This is a genomic window from Colwellia sp. MB02u-14, from assembly GCF_014076915.1.
Classification (GTDB): Bacteria; Pseudomonadota; Gammaproteobacteria; order Enterobacterales; family Alteromonadaceae; genus Colwellia_A.
Genome location: NZ_JACGUX010000071.1, coordinates 73,570 through 91,660, shown reverse-complemented (window position 1 = coordinate 91,660; position 18,091 = coordinate 73,570). Strand labels below are relative to the sequence as shown.

Annotated in this window: 16 protein-coding genes; 12 read left to right on the top strand and 4 right to left on the bottom strand. The window is 38.4% G+C overall.

Translation table 11 applies throughout. The features are described from left to right. Nucleotides 1-72: 72 nt before the first annotated feature. Nucleotides 73-1,125 (bottom strand): hypothetical protein, encoded by a 1,053-nt coding sequence (locus H4J52_RS09520; protein ID WP_182181581.1) that lies wholly within the window; start codon nt 1,123-1,125, stop codon nt 73-75. 408 nt (nt 1,126-1,533) lie between these two features. On the opposite strand from H4J52_RS09520, the gene cysK reads away from it, so the two are divergent. Then, entirely contained in the window at nt 1,534-2,502 is a 969-nt protein-coding gene (gene cysK, locus H4J52_RS09515) for a cysteine synthase A (protein WP_182223205.1), read from the top strand. A gap of 59 nt (nt 2,503-2,561) precedes the next feature. Here the strand turns inward: cysK and H4J52_RS09510 are convergent, their stop codons facing one another. After that, nucleotides 2,562-3,347, bottom strand: coding sequence for an alpha/beta fold hydrolase (locus H4J52_RS09510; RefSeq protein ID WP_182181579.1), 786 nt, complete (start codon nt 3,345-3,347; stop codon nt 2,562-2,564). A gap of 265 nt (nt 3,348-3,612) precedes the next feature. Here H4J52_RS09510 and H4J52_RS09505 point away from each other — a divergent pair, with 265 nt between their 5' ends. From H4J52_RS09505 to kynA, 10 genes are all read left to right on the top strand, one after another. Then, nucleotides 3,613-4,401 (top strand): SDR family oxidoreductase, encoded by a 789-nt coding sequence (locus H4J52_RS09505; protein WP_182181578.1) that lies wholly within the window; start codon nt 3,613-3,615, stop codon nt 4,399-4,401. 35 nt (nt 4,402-4,436) lie between these two features. Beyond that, a complete protein-coding gene (locus H4J52_RS09500) occupies nt 4,437-5,894 on the top strand; it encodes an aldehyde dehydrogenase (RefSeq protein WP_182181577.1) in 1,458 nt (485 codons plus the stop codon). A 15-nt stretch (nt 5,895-5,909) separates the two neighbouring features. Then, nucleotides 5,910-6,065: an aldehyde dehydrogenase family protein gene (locus H4J52_RS20465; protein WP_404851980.1), complete on the top strand. Its 156-nt coding sequence runs from the start codon at nt 5,910-5,912 to the stop codon at nt 6,063-6,065. A 263-nt stretch (nt 6,066-6,328) separates the two neighbouring features. After that, entirely contained in the window at nt 6,329-6,811 is a 483-nt protein-coding gene (locus tag H4J52_RS09490; RefSeq protein WP_182181576.1) for a RidA family protein, read from the top strand. Between the two features lie 2 nt (nt 6,812-6,813). Beyond that, nucleotides 6,814-7,371 carry a 3-hydroxyanthranilate 3,4-dioxygenase gene (locus tag H4J52_RS09485; protein WP_220461086.1) on the top strand — a complete coding sequence of 186 codons (558 nt, stop codon included), beginning with the start codon at nt 6,814-6,816 and terminating at the stop codon, nt 7,369-7,371. A 3-nt stretch (nt 7,372-7,374) separates the two neighbouring features. Continuing rightward, a complete protein-coding gene (locus H4J52_RS09480) occupies nt 7,375-8,382 on the top strand; it encodes an amidohydrolase family protein (RefSeq protein WP_182224570.1) in 1,008 nt (335 codons plus the stop codon). Then, on the top strand, nt 8,379-9,317 hold the full coding sequence (locus H4J52_RS09475; RefSeq protein ID WP_182181574.1) for a cyclase family protein: 939 nt from the start codon (nt 8,379-8,381) through the stop codon (nt 9,315-9,317). Before H4J52_RS09480 ends, H4J52_RS09475 begins: the two co-directional genes overlap by 4 nt. A 3-nt stretch (nt 9,318-9,320) precedes the next feature. Beyond that, the gene (kynU, locus tag H4J52_RS09470) at nt 9,321-10,634 is read left to right on the top strand and encodes a kynureninase (protein ID WP_182224569.1); all 1,314 of its coding nucleotides are present in this window, start codon (nt 9,321-9,323) and stop codon (nt 10,632-10,634) included. Continuing rightward, entirely contained in the window at nt 10,631-12,067 is a 1,437-nt protein-coding gene (locus H4J52_RS09465; protein ID WP_259366719.1) for an NAD(P)/FAD-dependent oxidoreductase, read from the top strand. Before kynU ends, H4J52_RS09465 begins: the two co-directional genes overlap by 4 nt. Continuing rightward, nucleotides 12,060-12,923, top strand: coding sequence for a tryptophan 2,3-dioxygenase (gene kynA, locus H4J52_RS09460; RefSeq protein ID WP_182181572.1), 864 nt, complete (start codon nt 12,060-12,062; stop codon nt 12,921-12,923). The genes H4J52_RS09465 and kynA overlap by 8 nt, the downstream gene beginning before the upstream one ends. Before the next feature lie 81 nt (nt 12,924-13,004). Here the strand turns inward: kynA and H4J52_RS09455 are convergent, their stop codons facing one another. After that, the gene (locus H4J52_RS09455; RefSeq protein WP_182181571.1) at nt 13,005-14,690 is read right to left on the bottom strand and encodes a M20/M25/M40 family metallo-hydrolase; all 1,686 of its coding nucleotides are present in this window, start codon (nt 14,688-14,690) and stop codon (nt 13,005-13,007) included. A 383-nt stretch (nt 14,691-15,073) separates the two neighbouring features. Here H4J52_RS09455 and H4J52_RS09450 point away from each other — a divergent pair, with 383 nt between their 5' ends. Further along, entirely contained in the window at nt 15,074-17,377 is a 2,304-nt protein-coding gene (locus H4J52_RS09450; protein ID WP_182181570.1) for a TonB-dependent receptor, read from the top strand. Nucleotides 17,378-17,516: 139 nt separating this feature from the next. Here the strand turns inward: H4J52_RS09450 and H4J52_RS09445 are convergent, their stop codons facing one another. Continuing rightward, complete coding sequence (locus H4J52_RS09445; RefSeq protein WP_182223204.1) at nt 17,517-17,888, bottom strand: MGMT family protein; 372 nt, start codon at nt 17,886-17,888, stop codon at nt 17,517-17,519. Nucleotides 17,889-18,091 lie beyond the last annotated feature (203 nt).

Genomic DNA, 18,091 nt, shown 5'->3' with positions numbered 1-18,091 from the left:
TTATTTTCCTGCTTAGGTGCTATTGATTTTTCTCAGTTAATTTAGAAAAATCAACAGCCCTTTCTCTATTATTTAATTAGGAATCGCGTCATAAATTAGCGTTGACATACTGTCATCATTTGAGTTTTGTACGTAAAGGTAATTACTTTTCCAAAGCCACCAACCCTTAGTTTTCGTGTAAGTATCAAAATGGATACTTTCTCCTGACAACATATTATTCTGGTTACTTGCTGCCGTCACTTTCCCTTCCTGACTTGGCTCAAGTAATGAACCATGGCTATAAGCTTCTCCCATAAGCATTGGATAATGGTATGGCATAAAACCTGAAACAGCATTGCCTTGATTTTCAATTTTACCGTTAAACGCGACGCTGCCACTACAGCTGCCATATCTTCCTTGGCGATTACCGCCGCACGATGAATGCGTACCAACAACGCCATCATCATGACCTTGAATAAAGGGGCTAGTAACGCCTAAATATTCACTTGCATCGCCAACAAAACGTAGACGAGGGATCCTCGCATCCGGTAACGGTGCAAGTTGCCTCGCATTATTGACTTTTAAATCATTGAGCACACCCATTTCATCGCCAAGATCTCCGCCAAGCCATGCTTCTAATGCCGCTTCGATTATAAAAGACCAGCTTTCTGTTGCTTGTGCAACACTTACCGCTAGATCCGCAAGCTCACTGCCACCACCAGCGCCAGCAATATCGAATGTTGCCACGATATTTAGAGGTGCTAAACCCGCATTTTCCAACCAAGTTTCTTGGTTATCTATAATATACCGCGCAACTAAATCGCCGGTAGAGTGAGTCACAAAGATACAACCTGGGGAGCAGAAGTTACTTTCAGAAAATGACTTTAACTTTGGCCAAACATAGTCCGTTGCTATTTTCCCCTCTATTCGCTCGTAAGAAGGCCAATCAATACGAGCATCGCTGAGGTTATCCCAATAACCTTGCCAATATTGTTGACCACTCTCGGTAACATCTCCATCAACGATAAGTTGTTGTGGTTGAAACCCATGGATAAGCACTATTTTATATTCCTTACTATATGATGCTGATGAGCTGAGTGCTAAGTAGACACCTGCAACAGCTGTTATACTTTTGATTGTATTCATTATTTCCCCAATATCTTTTATAATTATTTTGTTACGTCTTATTTTTATAGTTGAACGTTAACTGATCGGACGTTCGACCAGTTAAAAATATAATAGAGGAGTGACTATTTATTATCCAATCACCTTTTATTTATAATGGTGATAATCAAAATAAATCAAAACTATAATCTTATTACTTATACTGTTAAAGCAATCTTAATAGTCATTTTTCTTTTTATAAGATAAAGAAAATAAACAAATTTGTCTTTAATGAGATGATAATCAGATCAATATAAAACCTAATTAAACTAAATAAGCATTTATATATTCTTTTTTGGTATATAAGTTAACAAAATATCACTTCTTTTATTTCTATAAAGCGCTAACCTTGTCCTGTTAAAGTAAATAAAGCTTACTCAAGGATATAAAATGACCACAATATTTGAAGATAACTCAACCTCTATTGGCAATACGCCCCTCGTAAGACTAAACCGTGTCACTAAAGGTAATGTTTTTGCTAAAATAGAATCAAGAAATCCTAGTGCGAGTATTAAGTGTCGCATTGGCGCAAATATGATCTGGGATGCCGAGAAAAAAGGATTATTAACCCCCGGTAAAGAAATTGTTGAGCCTACCAGTGGTAACACTGGCATAGCACTTGCTTTTGTGGCCGCTGCTCGTGGCTACGCCATCACATTAACTATGCCACATACCATGAGTTTAGAGCGTAGAAAATTATTAGCCGCTTTAGGGGCAAAGCTTGAATTGACTGATGGTGCTAAAGGCATGAATGGTGCTATTGCTAAAGCTCAAGCAATTAAAGACTCAGATCCTGAGAAGTACGTTTTATTGGGGCAATTCGAAAACCCTGCTAACCCAGAAATTCACGAAAAAACAACGGGTCCAGAAATCTGGGAAGCGACAGACGGTAACATCGACATATTTGTTGCTGGTGTTGGCACCGGTGGCACAATTACGGGTGTTAGTCGTTACATTAAAAATACCGCAGGAAAAAACATCATGTCTGTTGCGGTAGAGCCAACTGACTCTCCTGTTATTAGTCAAAAAATGGCCGGTGAAGAACTAACGCCAGGACCACACAAGATTCAAGGAATCGGTGCAGGTTTTATCCCAGGAAACCTAGACTTAAGCATGATTGATGCTGTTGAAAAAGTAACGAATGACGAAGCAATGGCAATGTGTCACCGCCTGATGAAAGAAGAAGGTATTCTTGCGGGTATCTCTTCTGGTGCTGGCGTTGTTGCTGCGAAACGTTTAGCTGAAAAACCAGAAAACGAAGGAAAAAATATTGTTGTTATTTTAGCAAGCTCTGCAGAGCGTTACCTGTCAAGCGCACTTTTTAGCGATGAATTCACTGATAAAGAACTTTTACAATAGCGTTAAAATTTAACGATAAAAAAAGACGCTTAGGCGTCTTTTTTTAAATGATTTTTATTTCAGATTTTGTTAATAAAATCAGCAATGCTAGGATGAATTAACTCACTGTGACTTACCGGCCCCATGTGTCCTGTTGGAAAGCTTTTATGCATCACATTAGGTAAACTAGCCGTAATTTTATTTGCCAATAATAAGCTTAATTCTGGGCTTTTTTCACCTGTCATCATTAGCGATTTGCATGTAATACGGTTTAGGGCTTTTAATGAGTATTTTTCTGAGGTTAATCCTTTAAAGTCTAAGCTTACTTTAGGCATATCTCTTGCCATTAAATCTTGCATCTTTTGTGGTAAAGCCCTAAAAAATCCAGCTTTGTTCCAAAAATTAGTAAATATCTCTGCCGCTTGATAAGCGTCGCCAATAGCAACCTTACGAGCAAAGTTATCAGCTAACAATCTAGCTTCACTTCCTTGTTCTAGTAAATGAAAAGCGACCGGCTCATATAAAGATAGGCTCAATATTTTTTCTGGATTTTCAACAGCCAATTTTAACGCAATAGCGCCTCCGCAAGAATGGCCAACTAAATGAAAGGATTGATTTGGAGCGACACTCGCCAGAATTTTTTCAATACGATCAATTTCAATATCAAAATTATAATGTAGTTCATCTGCAACTTTATCTGCCTTCCCGTAACCGAGAATATCGATGTTAATCACTAAATAGTTAACATCAAGTAGCTTAACCAAAGGCTGCCATTGTCTGGCTGAACTTAGCGAACTGTGAAGAAGTACAACAGGTGTTCCCTGCCCTGAAATATAGACGCCTGTCGGCAAGTTATTTATCGTCATTACTGCTATTTTCTTTGGAATAATAAAGCATTATCAGCCTAATCTGACAAATGTCAAAATAAAGTGACGATTCGCCCTCCTCACTAAGACTTCAATATGCACGGCTATAAATGTTTACAAAGTAAATCAATAAATGTTAACAATTTTGCTGACATTAAATTATTTAATGTGATAAAAAAAGGTCAACTCAAAATTTCACTGTTACTAATGAAACTCAGTTTTCAAAAAATAGTGTGATAAAACAATTAAAATAAAAAGAGTCTTCATGGATATAAATCTTCAAGGTAAAAGCGCATTAGTCTGTGGTTCAAGTCAAGGTATTGGCAAGGCTTGTGCTATAGAGCTTGCTAATCTAGGCGCAAATGTCACGCTATTTTCACGTAATCAAACAGCACTTGAACACGTAAAAGCTGAACTCAATACTGAACAGGGTCAAAAGCATCAAGTGTTAGTGGCTGACTTCTCGAACACAGAACAAGTCAAAGAAGTGATTAATGATCATGTAAACTCTTTAGGTGGTTATGAAATATTAATCAATAATACCGGAGGCCCTGCACCTGGGCCCGCGAATGTAGCCGGTGTTGATGAATTTATTAACGCCTTTAATTTACACTTGGTATCGAACCATCATTTAGTGCAAGCGCTTATCCCTCACATGAAAGAAAAGCAATATGGCCGTATCATCAATGTTATTTCAACCTCAGTTAAACAACCCCTTAATGGCTTAGGTGTTTCTAATACGATTCGTGGCGCCGTTGCAAGTTGGGCAAAAACCTTAGCGAACGAATTAGGCGAGTTTGGTATTACCGTTAATAACGTATTACCCGGTGCAACAGCAACCGCACGTTTAGACGCGATAATTTCGGGTAAAGCGAAGAAGCAAAATATTTCTATCGAACAAGCCACACTTAATGAGAAAGCAATAATTCCTATGCGCCGTTTTGCTAAGCCAGAAGAGTTTGCAGCGGCCGCTGCTTTTCTAGCCTCTCCTGCAGCAGGTTACATCACCGGTATTAATTTACCCGTTGATGGCGGTAGAACCGCTTGTTTATAAACGTCCTTTAAATAAACAGTCTAGAGGAATAAACAATGACGGCTGCAAATAATATCATTGATAATTTCATTGATGGCGAATATCAAGCGCCCATCAATAATCATTATTTAGATAATTATGAACCTGCAACAGGCTTGGTGTATGGCAAAATTCCCAGCAGTGATAGTGAGGATGTTGAACAAGCCATTGCCGCAGCTGAACGAGCACTTCCTGCCTGGCGCGCGTTAGATTTAGAACAACGTGCCGACTACTTAATGGCTATTGCACAAGAGATTGAAAATCAACTTGAACTACTAGCGCTTGCTGAGGCGACGGACAATGGCAAACCGGTTGCTTTAGCGAGAATGGTTGATATTCCACGTGCGGCAAGTAATTTTAAATTCTTTGCTCATGCCTGCTCACAATTTTCAAGTGAATCTCATGCACTTGCTAACACAGCAATTAATTACACCTTGCGCCAACCGGTGGGTATTGTCGGCTGTATTTCTCCTTGGAATTTACCGCTGTATTTATTTACTTGGAAAATAGCACCCGCACTTGCAGCAGGTAATTGTGTCATTGCCAAACCCTCTGAAATCACCCCAAAAACGGCAGCAATGCTCGGCGCTATTTGTCAAAAAGTTGGTTTGCCTAAAGGTGTTTTAAATATATTACATGGAACAGGTACAAGTGTTGGCGCTGCAATATGTAACCATCCAAAAGTGAACGCTATTTCATTTACGGGCGGCTCTGCAACAGGTGCGGCAATAGCGACACAGCTTGCACCAAAATTTAAAAAGCTATCTTTAGAGCTCGGTGGGAAAAATCCGGCATTAATTTTTGATGACTGTCATTTTGAAAATACCATTGAAGAAGTTTTCCGCGCCAGCTTTGCCAACCAAGGTCAAATTTGCTTATGTGCTTCACGCCTATATATTCAGCGCGGCATATATGAAAAATTCAAAGCGGCATTAGTCGCAAAAGCACAAACGCTTGTGCCACAAGACCCTTTGGTTAATGAAACAAAAATGGGCGCGATTGTCTCCAAAGACCATTTAGAAAAAGTACTCGGCTATATTGATTTAGCAAAACAAGAAGGGGGTACTATTTTAGCGGGCGGTAAGCAAGTGCTATTACCTGGTCGCTGTAAACAAGGTTATTTTTTACAACCGACTATCATCGAAGGCTTAAGTAATGATGCGAGGTGCAACCAGCAAGAAATTTTTGGTCCTGTTATTACCTTACAACTGTTTGATACTGACGAACAAGCACTGGCACTTGCCAACGAAAGCCAATATGGCTTAGCAGCGACTATTTGGACGCAAAACATTAATAGAGCACATCAACTCGCTGAACAAATAAATACCGGTATTGTGTGGATAAATTGTTGGTTACTGCGTGATTTACGAACACCTTTTGGTGGTATGAATCATTCAGGTGTTGGCCGAGAAGGTGGTTTAGAAGCCATGCGATTTTTTACTGAACCCAAAAATGTATGCATAAAATACTCATAGGCTCAAATTAAATAAATAAATACCGGTATTGTGTGGATCAATTGTTGGTTACTGCGTGATTTACGAACGCCTTTTGGTGGTATGAATCATTCAGGTGTTGGCCGAGAAGGTGGTTTAGAAGCCATGCGATATTTTACTGAACCCAAAAATGTATGTATAAAATACTCATAGGCTCAAACGAAACAATGAACCAAATTTGTCATAAATTTAAATCTTCAGGTGCAATATTTGCCAGCGTATTAGGCTGCAAATGGACGCTTATTTAACCGGCTTTCTTATGGAGTACGTTAGTTTTTTTTCGAGAATTTCGAAATCCCCTACTCAGTCGTACTCAAGTCTACATGCAATTGAAATAAATGAAGAACAAAGGTCTTTGATTGATTTTTGTCTACACTTATAACCATAAAAATATATTAATTACATCAGGATCCCTTATGAGCGATGTTAAAATTAAAGCGTCTTTTAACCCAAAAATAATCAACGCAGAACAAGCGCCAAAACCGGTAGGCTTATACCCTCACGCACGACAAGTCGGCGACTTACTCTTTCTTTCCGGTGTTGGCCCAAGAAAAGCGGGTTGCAAAGATATCCCAGGGGTTGTACTTGACGAGCAAGGAAAAATTAAAAGTTACGATATTGAAGCGCAGTGCCATAGTGTTTTCACCAACATTCGACTAATTCTTGAAGCGTCAAATGCAAGCTGGATGGATGTGGTTGATGTCACGGTATTTTTAACCAATATGGATGACGACTTCGCTACCTATAATCGTATTTACGCAGAATACTTTGCTGATAATCAACCTTGTCGCACCACGGTTGAAATTAACAAATTACCGACGCCCATAGCCATTGAACTTAAATGTATCGCTGCGTTGAATCAACATAAAAAGCCTCATACTAAAACGACGGGGGAATAGTCATGTCAACGTTGAAAAATAGCATCGCCATGCCCTTTAATTTACATGCTTGGATTGATGAGCATCGACATTTACTCAAACCTCCTGTTTGTAATAAACAAATTTTTGAACAGGACAACTTTATTGTCATGATCGTCGGCGGTCCTAATAATCGTAACGATTATCACTATAACGAAACCCCTGAATTTTTTTATCAAATCGAAGGCGAAATGGTGCTTTCAGTTATTAATGATTCGGTTGAAAACAATGATCATCATGATCCCAAAAATTTTCAGGATATAAAAATTAACGCTGGTGAGATATTCTTACTGCCACCAAAAATGTTGCATTCCCCACAACGCTTTGAAAACAGCGTAGGTTTGGTGGTTGAACAAAAGCGAGCAAATAATCAAAAAGATGCACTTTATTGGTTTTGTCCTGACTGCAAAAAGCAACTCTACACAGAAGCTTTTTGTCTCGACAATATAGAAACAGACTTACCTAAAGTATTCACCCGTTTTTATGACACACCTGACAATTGCACTTGTCAGCAATGTGGCACAACAGTGACGAAGGGGTAAGTTATGTTAAAGATAGATATTCACACGCATATATTACCGAAGACCTGGCCTAATTTACGTGAAAAATACGGTTACGGGGGGTTTGTCAGTTTAGATCATCATAAATGTGGCTGTGCTCGCATGATGGTTGATGAACAGTTTTTTCGTGAAATAGACCATAATTGTTGGGACCCTAAAGTTCGACTTGACGACTGTAAAAAGCACCATGTAGACGTACAAGTGCTTTCAACGGTTCCTGTGATGTTTAACTACTGGGCAAAGCCTAAAGATACATTAGATTTATCGATGTATTTGAATGATCACATTGCCGGCATTGTTAACGACCACCCTAAGCGTTTTATCGGTTTAGGGACTTTACCCATGCAATCACCAGACCTTGCCATAAAAGAGCTGGAACGTTGCATGAAAATTGGTTTAGCGGGCATTCAAATTGGTTCTCATATTAATGAATGGAATTTAGACCAAAAAGAGTTATTCCCTATTTTTGAAGCCGCACAAGACTTAGCTGCAGCTGTTTTCGTTCATCCATGGGACATGATGGCGAAGGAAAAAATGCCTAAATATTGGTTACCCTGGCTCGTTGGTATGCCTGCAGAGTCAAGCTTAGCGATATGCTCGATGATCTTTGGCGGCGTACTACAACGTTTACCTAAACTAAAAATAGCCTTTGCGCATGGCGGTGGTTCATTTCCATCAACTATTGGTCGTATAGAACATGGTTTTAATGTTCGTCCTGATTTATGTGCGGTTGACTGTTCTATTAACCCACGAGATTTTCTTCCGCAAATTTATCTAGATTCATTAGTACATGATGAATTAGCACTGAAATATTTAGTCGATTTGATGGGGCCAGACAATATTGCCTTGGGTACTGATTACCCCTTTCCATTGGGTGAATTAGCACCTGGAAAGCTTATCGAGAATAGTCAGTTTTCTGATGATATTAAAGAAAAGTTACTGCATGGTTCAGCGCTTAAATGGTTAGGGTTATCCAAAGAGCAGTTCTTATGAGCTTGAATAACACTAAAGCTAACGTTAGCAGTAACGCGATAAAAATAACCATAGAGCTTCAACGTGCTAGTTATCAAGTCAATATAGCAAACTCATGGGCATTGGCTATTCCTGTTAACTTTAATCAACCAACGCAACAGCCCAATCACTTTTATGCCAATGCAGCGTTAGCCACCCCAATGCAAGTAGATGGTTTTATTGGTGATACCAAACAAGGTGGCAGCTGTAATGTAAATGAATTAACGATTAATCCGCATTGTAATGGCACTCATACCGAATCTATCGCACATATTTGTGATTTTTCGATGAACACTCATGCTGTCAGTAACCGTATCAATAATGAAACGCAGGTAAAGACATTAGCAGAACTTAACTTACCCGCGTTAATGCCCTGCGCTGTAATATCATTAACACCTGAATTAGCGATAGAAAGTAAGGAGAATTACAGCCCTGACTTTTCTAAGCATGATGTCATCATCAGCAAATCTGCACTTAAGAAAGCACTTGTTGATTATCACAATGAGCAATTACAAGCGTTGGTTATTCGAAGTTTGCCAAATAACAGTAGCAAAAAAAAACAAGCTTATAACAGTGAAAATCAACCTGCATTTTTCAGTCGTGAAGCCATCTCATATTTAAATGAACGAGGTATTGAACACCTAATAGTAGATCTGCCATCAATTGACCGCTTACATGATGAGGGATTAATGACTTGTCATCATCTATTTTGGCACGTTGAGGAAGGTAGTCAGCAAGTAAACGAAAATAGCTTAGTGAATAAAACAATTACCGAAATGGCGTTTATTGATAATGAGATCCCTGATGACTTTTATTTTATCAATATTCAAACACCTGCTTTTCATAATGATGCAGCACCAAGTCGCCCTGTCCTATTTTCAGCAAAAGAATTTAATGCTAAAGAAATGAGTAAATAACTTATGCCTATTACCAATAAAACAATAAAAAATAATAAAAAGACATTAGCATACGCCCAAGCACTTGACCTTAATGATCCGTTAGCGAAAATACGCGACCAGTTCGCCATTCCTAAACAAGCCAATGGTGACGATGAATACTATTTCACCGGAAATTCCCTTGGTTTACAACCCAAACTTGCTCGAGAATATGTTATTGAGTTACTTGACTCTTGGGGACAACGAGGCGTAAAAGGTCATTTTGAAGGTGACTATCCTTGGATGCCTTATCATGAATTTTTAACCGAACAATCAGCATTATTAGTGGGTGGAAATAATAACGAAGTCATCATGATGAATTCGTTAACCGCTAATTTGCATTTCATGATGGTGAGCTTTTATCAACCCCAAGGTAAACGCACTAAAATACTGATTGAAGATCATGCATTCCCTTCTGATCATTACGCCGTAGAATCTCAACTTAAACATCATAAACAAGATGTTAATGAGAATATGCTGCTGTGGACACCAAGAGCAGGCGAAGAGCTTTTAAATCATGATGATTTGTATCAAATAATTGAACAACAAGGCGATGAAATTGCCCTGATATTATTACCCGGCGTTCAGTACTATACGGGCCAAGTGCTTGATATGAAAACCATCACAGAAAAAGCCCATGCTAAAGGTATTATAGTCGGTTTTGACCTTGCTCATGCCGTGGGTAATATCGAAATGGAATTGCATAATTGGCAAGTCGACTTTGCATGTTGGTGTAGCTATAAATATTTGAACAGTGGTGCCGGCTCTGTTGCTGGTTGTTTTATTCATGAAATCCATAGCACTAATTCAAACAGTGAAACAAAAGTGAACCGCTTTGCGGGTTGGTGGGGACACGACAAGTCAACCCGATTTAAAATGGAAAACAATTTTAAGCCTATTGCTAGTGCTGAAGGCTGGCAATTATCGAACCCTCCCGTATTATCATTAGCGGCTATTCGCGGGTCACTTGATACCATAAAAATGGCAGGCGGGATCAGTGAGCTTCGCAAAAAATCAGTCAAGCTTACCCAATATATGACCGAGTTAATCGCCAGTGAACTTGGCGATAAAATTCGTATTATCACCCCCAGTAATCAAGCTGAACGCGGTTGCCAGTTATCGTTAATGATTAATGTTAAAGGCCTTGATGGCAAAGCTATGTTTAACGCATTAGAAGAAAATGGTGTAACCACCGATTGGCGTGAACCCAATGTTATTCGTGTTGCTCCCGTCCCACTTTACAACCAATTTCAAGATATCTATCACTTTGTCCGACTTTTAAAGGAGTGTTTACAATGAGCATAAATGTTATGTCTAAACCTGCCAATGAAACTAACATCACAGTAGCTGGAGCAGGTCCTATTGGTGCATTGCTGGCGATAATACTCGCTCGAAAAGGCTATAATATTAATTTATTTGAATCGCGCCCAGATTCTCGCCAGCATGACATATACCAAGGAAAATCGATAAACATTGCCCTCTCAGACCGTGGTTGGTTAGCACTTGAAGCCGTTGGCATTGCTGAACAAGTGCGTAAAGAAGCGCTGCCTATGAAAAAACGTGTTATGCATGGCGTTGATGGCACGATAACAGAGCAAGCTTATGGAAAAGACGAGCAAGCTATTTGGTCGGTATCGCGCGCGGGCATTAATGAACAATTACTTAATTTGGCAGAAAAAGAAGCAAACGTAGCGTTGCACTTTGAAAAAAGACTTACCCATGTTGACTTTACTACGGGGTGTTCATCTTTCAGCTTTGATGTCGCACAAAGTAAAGGTCATATTGAAATTGACGCTGATTATATTTTTGGCGCCGACGGTGCTTTTTCAAAAGTGCGCCGCCTTGCCCAAGAAACGCCACGTTTTAGCTATAGTCAATCTTTCATGCCTCAGTCTTATATCGAATTAACGATCCCAGCAAACGAAAACGAAACAGGCGATGCGCGCTTTAAAATGGAAAAAGAAGCTCTGCATATTTGGCCAAGAAAAGACTTTATGCTTATCGCTCTGCCCAATCCTGATGGTTCGTTCACTTGTACATTGTTTATGAATTATGAAAGTAAACATGAAGGGGAACATTCATTTTGCAACTTAACAGAAAGAAGTCATGTCATTAAATTTTTCAACGAAAATTTTGCTGATGCAATGCCGATATTAGCAGACCCCATCGACGACTTTATGTCCAAGAAAGCTAGCCCACTCTTTTTAGTTAAAGTCGACCCTTGGGTGATCAACAATAAAGTCGCATTAATTGGTGATGCTGCTCATGCAATGGTGCCTTATTACGGTCAAGGCATGAACTGTGGTTTTGAAGATTGCCGAGAGCTTGGTGAAATTATTGATCAATATAAAGGTCAATGGTCCGATATTTTTCCTGCTTATCAAAAACAGCGAAAAATAAATGCGGATGCTATTACTGAATTAGCTCAGCGTAATTTTGTTGAAATGAGTGAGCTCTCTGGTGACAGTAATTTTCTATTGCAGAAAAAAATTGAAGCTAAATTTCATCAGCTTCATCCTGAACTTTGGGTGCCACTTTATTCTATGGTAACCTTTTGCCCACACTTGCCTTATTCGCAAGCATTAGCAATCGGTGATCAGCAAAAATTAATTATGGCTGAAATAATGCAAATTCCCAACATAAATACATGCTGGGAAGACGACTTTATTTACCAAAAACTTCGACAACTTGTCTGTGCACAAGATAAAAACAAGGGAAATCACCATGTCTAATTCAGGCTGTCCTTTTAGTGGTGATGCAAATAAACGTGAACTAGAGCAAGATATTCATACCGATTTTAAGGATGATATGTCTTATAGCGATTACTTGCAGCTTGATCAGATATTATCAGCTCAGCAACCGTTATCGAACGAGCATGATGAAATGTTGTTTATTGTTATCCACCAAAGTAGCGAACTATGGCTAAAACTTGCTGGGCATGAATTAGCCAAAGCACTGGAATGTTTACGCGCGAATGATTTTGGTCCTGCATTTAAAGTTATCGCCCGCGTAAAACAAATATTCATCCAGCTGACCCAGTCATGGAATATTCTGTCAACGCTTACCCCCGTTGATTATTTGAAGTTTCGTGATGATTTAGGTCGTTCATCAGGCTTTCAATCGCACGGTTATCGAAAGCTAGAATTCCTTCTTGGTAATAAAAACAGTGACATACTCAAAGTACATAAACAAAATAATGAAGCTTATCAAGAACTAAAATTATTACTCAATAGTCCAAGTCTATATGACGAAGTCATTGTTACATTGGTGAAAGCAGGCTTTAACATTGACGATTGCGTGCTCAATAGAGATGTGACTCAAGCTTACCAAAGTAATGAAAGTGTCGTAAGAGCATGGTTAGCGGTCTATCAACAACCTGAGAAGTATTTTGAATTATACGAACTGGCCGAGAAATTGGTTGATATCGAAGATTCTTTTCAACAATGGCGTTTTAAACACATGTACACCGTACAACGCATTATTGGCTATAAAGCAGGAACTGGAGGTTCTTCTGGGGTAGGTTTTTTAAAAAAAGCGTTAGAGGTTAGCTTTTTTCCTGAGTTATTTGAAGTGCGAACACATTTATAGAGCGGCTTAGCTTCAAATTAGGAACAGATATAAAAATGCAATCATCAACTGAGTGCATTTTTTATTGGCTAAAATTAACGATTAATTTTTTACAGCATTAATCTCTAAATTTTTATTACCGTCTTTTTCGCGTTTTTTACGGGCTTTCTCAGACTTCAATTGCATCTGTTGTTTTTGCAACGATGAAATATCTTGTGGTATAGGTTTACGAGGCATACGCTCGTCAGCCATTGCCGCTTTATATAAGAATCCCGCAAGGATAACTGAGGCTTGTTTTAAATCAGCTTCTACGACATGGTCAATCGAGTCAATGTGGGTATGATGTAAACGAGAGCCATAATCTAACTTGTCTTGAATAAACTGGAAACCGGGTAAGCCAACATCATCAAAAGACTCATGGTCGGTACCACCGGTACTTTTATTCGTAACCGTACCTGTGCTTAGATCACTATAAGGACTAAACCAATTGCTAAATATTGATTTTGCCGCAACATTACCCTCAGTATAGATACCTCTGAAACGGCCACTGCCGTTATCCATATTGAAATACACCGAGAATTTTTCATGATCGGCTTTAGTTTCAATAGGCCAACCTTGGTCTTTCCATAGGTAACTTGGCAGTGCTTGTTCATTCTTATCACTCGGTTTAGGACGAGTCGCAAAGTGTTCCTCAACATAAGTTGATGAACCAAAAAGACCTTGCTCTTCACCAGACCACAACGCTATTCGTATAGTACGTTTAGGTTTAAAATCTAGTGCTTGAAGAATACGAACTGCTTCCATAGACACGGCAACGCCAGCACCATTATCTACAGCACCATCACTGGCATGCCAAGAGTCTAAGTGGCCACCGACCATAACAATTTCAGGATTTTCATCACTGCCTGGGATCTCTGCAATGGTATTATAAGCGTTACGGTCTTCATCATAAAAACGTGCATCAATATTGAGTGACAATTTTGGTGTTTTGCCATTATCAATCATACGAGACAATGAGTTGTAATGCTCAGCTTCAATAATCATCGCAGGTACCGGAAATGTTTTCCCTACACGATGGTCACTACCAAAAACGTTAATTAAACCACCTTGTCGCCAACTACGATATATAACACCCGCAACTTTTTCATCTTTTAAAAATGTATTTAATGACTTACGGAAATTATAACGCTGCATCGCGCTATCTCGTCGGTCAGCCGAAACCCAAGGAGAATGACTTGGCGAGCTCATCACATCAAAATCTTTTAGTTTGGAAAGCTCTCCAGAGTCATAACGTTTGAAGACACTATTTTCAGGCGCATCAATATTTTTTCCTGCGCCCATCATGATAATTTTACCTTTAAGCTTACCTTTATATTGTGCTAAGTCTGCAACTGAACTGGCATCAAAAATAACAACATCGCCTTTTACTTCTCCTTTGGTTCCCGGTGTCCAAGCAACAGGGATACCATGTAAAGAAACTTCACGAGGACTTAAAACATCGATTGAAGCAGAGTCATGTGACCAACCTCTACCAAACTCAAAAGGGTCTAAGTAAGCATTTTTTAGTCCCCAACCTTTCAGTTTTTCTAAGGTCCAGTCATTCGCTTTTTTCATTTGAGGTGAGCCTGATAAACGTGGCCCTATTTGGTCAGTAAGTTGTTCTAAGGTGTGCATAACTTCAGAATTATAAAAGCCTTCTGCTCTTATTTTATTGGCCATATCTAAATCATCACTTGCGTAAGCAGTCGATAAAGAAAGACATAATAAAGATAACCCGAATTTTTTCATTATTGTTCCCTAATTATTATATTTTTTGTCATCGTTAATTTAGTACAAAAAAATAGAATAAAAAAGACGGATAAGACGAAATCCATTGAATTAGAGACCATTGGTTTTAGAAGATAAAATATCCTGACACTATAAAAATATCAGCATATTTGCTTATTTGTTGCAAACCGACAACAACCCACATAAAACCAATAAAAATCAACAAATTAAATTAATCATATAAAAATAAAATATCGAATTTATTGAAATTAGACTATGGTACAATTTATAAAAATAAATACTTTCTATTTAGAAGTTTGTATAATTTCGGCTAACCTAATAAGTATCAAAATAACAATAAAACTCAGTTTACATAAAAAACATCGCACTCTTGGAGAAAATTAATGAATTTGTTCAAAAATTCCGCTTTAGCTACAGCCGTTAAACTTGCTGTATTAACATCATCAGTTGGATATTCTGCAGCGACTTTAGCTGAAGAAGTAAAAGAAAAAGTTGTTGGCTTAGAAGTCATTCAAGTGACGGCTCGTAAAAGAGTAGAAAACGTTCAAGAAGTCCCTATTTCTGTATCAGCATTGCAAGGGGAAAACCTTGATGCGTATAGTTCTGCAGGTATGGACATTCGTTTCATGAGTGCACGTATCCCAAGTTTAGCAGTAGAGTCTTCATTTGGTCGCACATTTCCAAGATTTTATGTACGTGGTTTAGGTAATACTGATTTTGATTTAAATGCTTCTCAACCTGTGTCTTACATCGTTGATGATATTGTTCAAGAAAACCCAATTTTAAAAGGATTTCCAGTATTTGATGTTGGTCGTGTTGAAGTACTAAGAGGTCCACAAGGTACGTTGTTTGGGCGAAATACCCCCGCTGGTCTTGTTAAGTTTGATTCTACAAAACCTTCGCAAACATTCGACGCTTATGTTTCTGTTGCTTTAGGTGATTACGGCACTGTTGATTCAGAAGGTGCAGTAGGCGGTTCTATTAATGACCAATGGTCATTTAGACTATCAGGACTTCATCAAGAAAAAGATGATTACATTGACAATAAAGCTGTTGGCTATGAGCAAGATGACCAATTAGGTGGCTATGAGGAAAACGCATTTCGTGCTCAATTCTTATATGAAGGCGACAGCTACTCTGCTTTATTCAACTACCATTATCGTGACTTAGATGGGTCCCCAATAGCTTTTCACCCCAATATCGCTATAAGTGGCACCAATAATATAAGAGAAGGGTTTGATGGAGAAACGGTTTATCAAGACGCTGGTGAATTTGCAACTCAGCAAGTAACCACACAAGGTGCAAGTGCAAAAGTTGATTGGGAACTTAACGATGATTATACACTAACCTCAATTACGGGCTGGGAAAGTGCTGAAATATATTCTCGTGCAGATGTTGACGGTGGCTATATTGGATTCCCTCCTGCTGGTGATGCAAATGCTGTTTGGTGGGGAGCACAGACTGCCGATGAAATTCCAGAACATGATCAATACAGTCAAGAACTTCGTTTAGCATCAAGTTTTTCAGGTGAAATCAATTATCAAGTGGGTGTTTTTTACTTTAGTGAAGAATTAATCATTAATACTTATGATTTTTATACTCAAGACCCAACAAATGAAACCGATGACGCACGCCACGGAGCGCAAAACGGCTTAGCTACACAAGAGCAAGAAACAACTGCTTGGGCTGTATTCGGCTCTGTAGATTATGATATTAATGAGAAATGGCAGGTCACTGTTGGTGCACGCTACTCAGATGACGAAAAAGAATTCACAGCGGAATTACTTGATCATCCTTTTATTCCAGGTGCTGACGGTGGTAACTATTTAGAATCCGCAAATCCAAGTGATGAGCACATAAGCTGGGATATAAGTTCAACATATAAATTAACGGATGATGTTAATTTATATGGACGTATTGCGAATAGTTTTAGAGCACCAAGTATTCAGGGTCGTGTTTTATATGATCAAAACGTAAGTGTTGGGGATTCAGAAACAATTACATCAATCGAAACAGGTATTAAATCTGACATCTTAGATGGCAATGGACGAATTAATGCATCTGTTTATTATTTTGAAATGAAAGATCAGCAACTAACCGCTGTTGGTGGTGTAAATAATGCCAACTTCCTACTCAATGCTGATAAAACGACAGGTTATGGTTTTGAAGTTGATTCTGAGTTTGTTGTTACTGACAATTTACTGATGAGTTTTAATATTAGCTATAACAATACTGAAATTTCACAAAATAATTTATCTGTAGCTACATGTGGTTCAGGTACTTGTACAGTAACCGACCCAACGTTTGATTCAGCTGGTACAAAGATGGCTATTATCGACGGTAATTCATTACCTAACGCGCCAGAATGGATATCAAATGTAACCTTTAGTTATTCTCGCGAAATGGGTGATGGTGAATTCTTTATATTTAATGATTGGTCATACCGTAGTGATGTGCATTTTTTCTTATATGAAGCGAAAGAATTTAAAGGTGATGCTTTATTAGAAGGTGGCATAAGAACAGGTTATAACTGGACGAGCGGAGATAATGAATATCAAGTTTCGGCGTTCATGAGAAATATTACTGATGAGCAAGTAATTATTGGTGGTGTCGATTTTAATAATAACTCTGGTATGATTAACGAAGGACGTTTTACTGGTGTAGAATTTAAAGTATCATTCTTTTAAATCATATTATCACTGTATAAAAATTCATTAAAAATAAAGGCTGTATTGCAATAATGCAGCCTTTATTTTTTAACGAATAATCAGTGAATTAAATGCCCATCCCAAGGTTACTCCGGCACTTTTACGCCAGTTCAATAGATTAGTAACTAAGCTCAAAAAGTAATTCTCCTAAGTCGGGTTGCCACTGAAAATCTTTTAATTTAATTCTGCATCCAATAATCACAACTTGTTCGTCTTGAAGTAGATTTCTTTGTTTGGCAAAAAGTTCACTATCAACGGGGAATGAAATTTTTCCCTGAGAATTAATCACTCTATGCCAAGGGACATTTTTCCCTTTCCAACCATTATCAGGTATTTTTCCTAACGCTTTTCCAACGAGCCTTGCTTTACCAGGTAAGCCGGCTAAATCAGCTATTTGACCATAACAAGCCACCTTTGAATACGGGATCGCTTGTACCGTTTGCCAAATACGTTGGTAATTAGCGTTAGGTGGTGGTTGATTTTTTAACATTGCCTACATCCATATAATTTAAACGGTTTAATTGCTTCGGTAACATCCATAAAAAAATGATCTTTAGATGATAATAATTGATGAAAAGTAGCCGTTATATTTTTATTAACAACAGATGTTAATTCATTCATTAAGGCTCTATATTTTCCAAAGTTAAACTATTATAACCGCCTGCTGGTATATTAAAAAATAAGTCAGTTTTA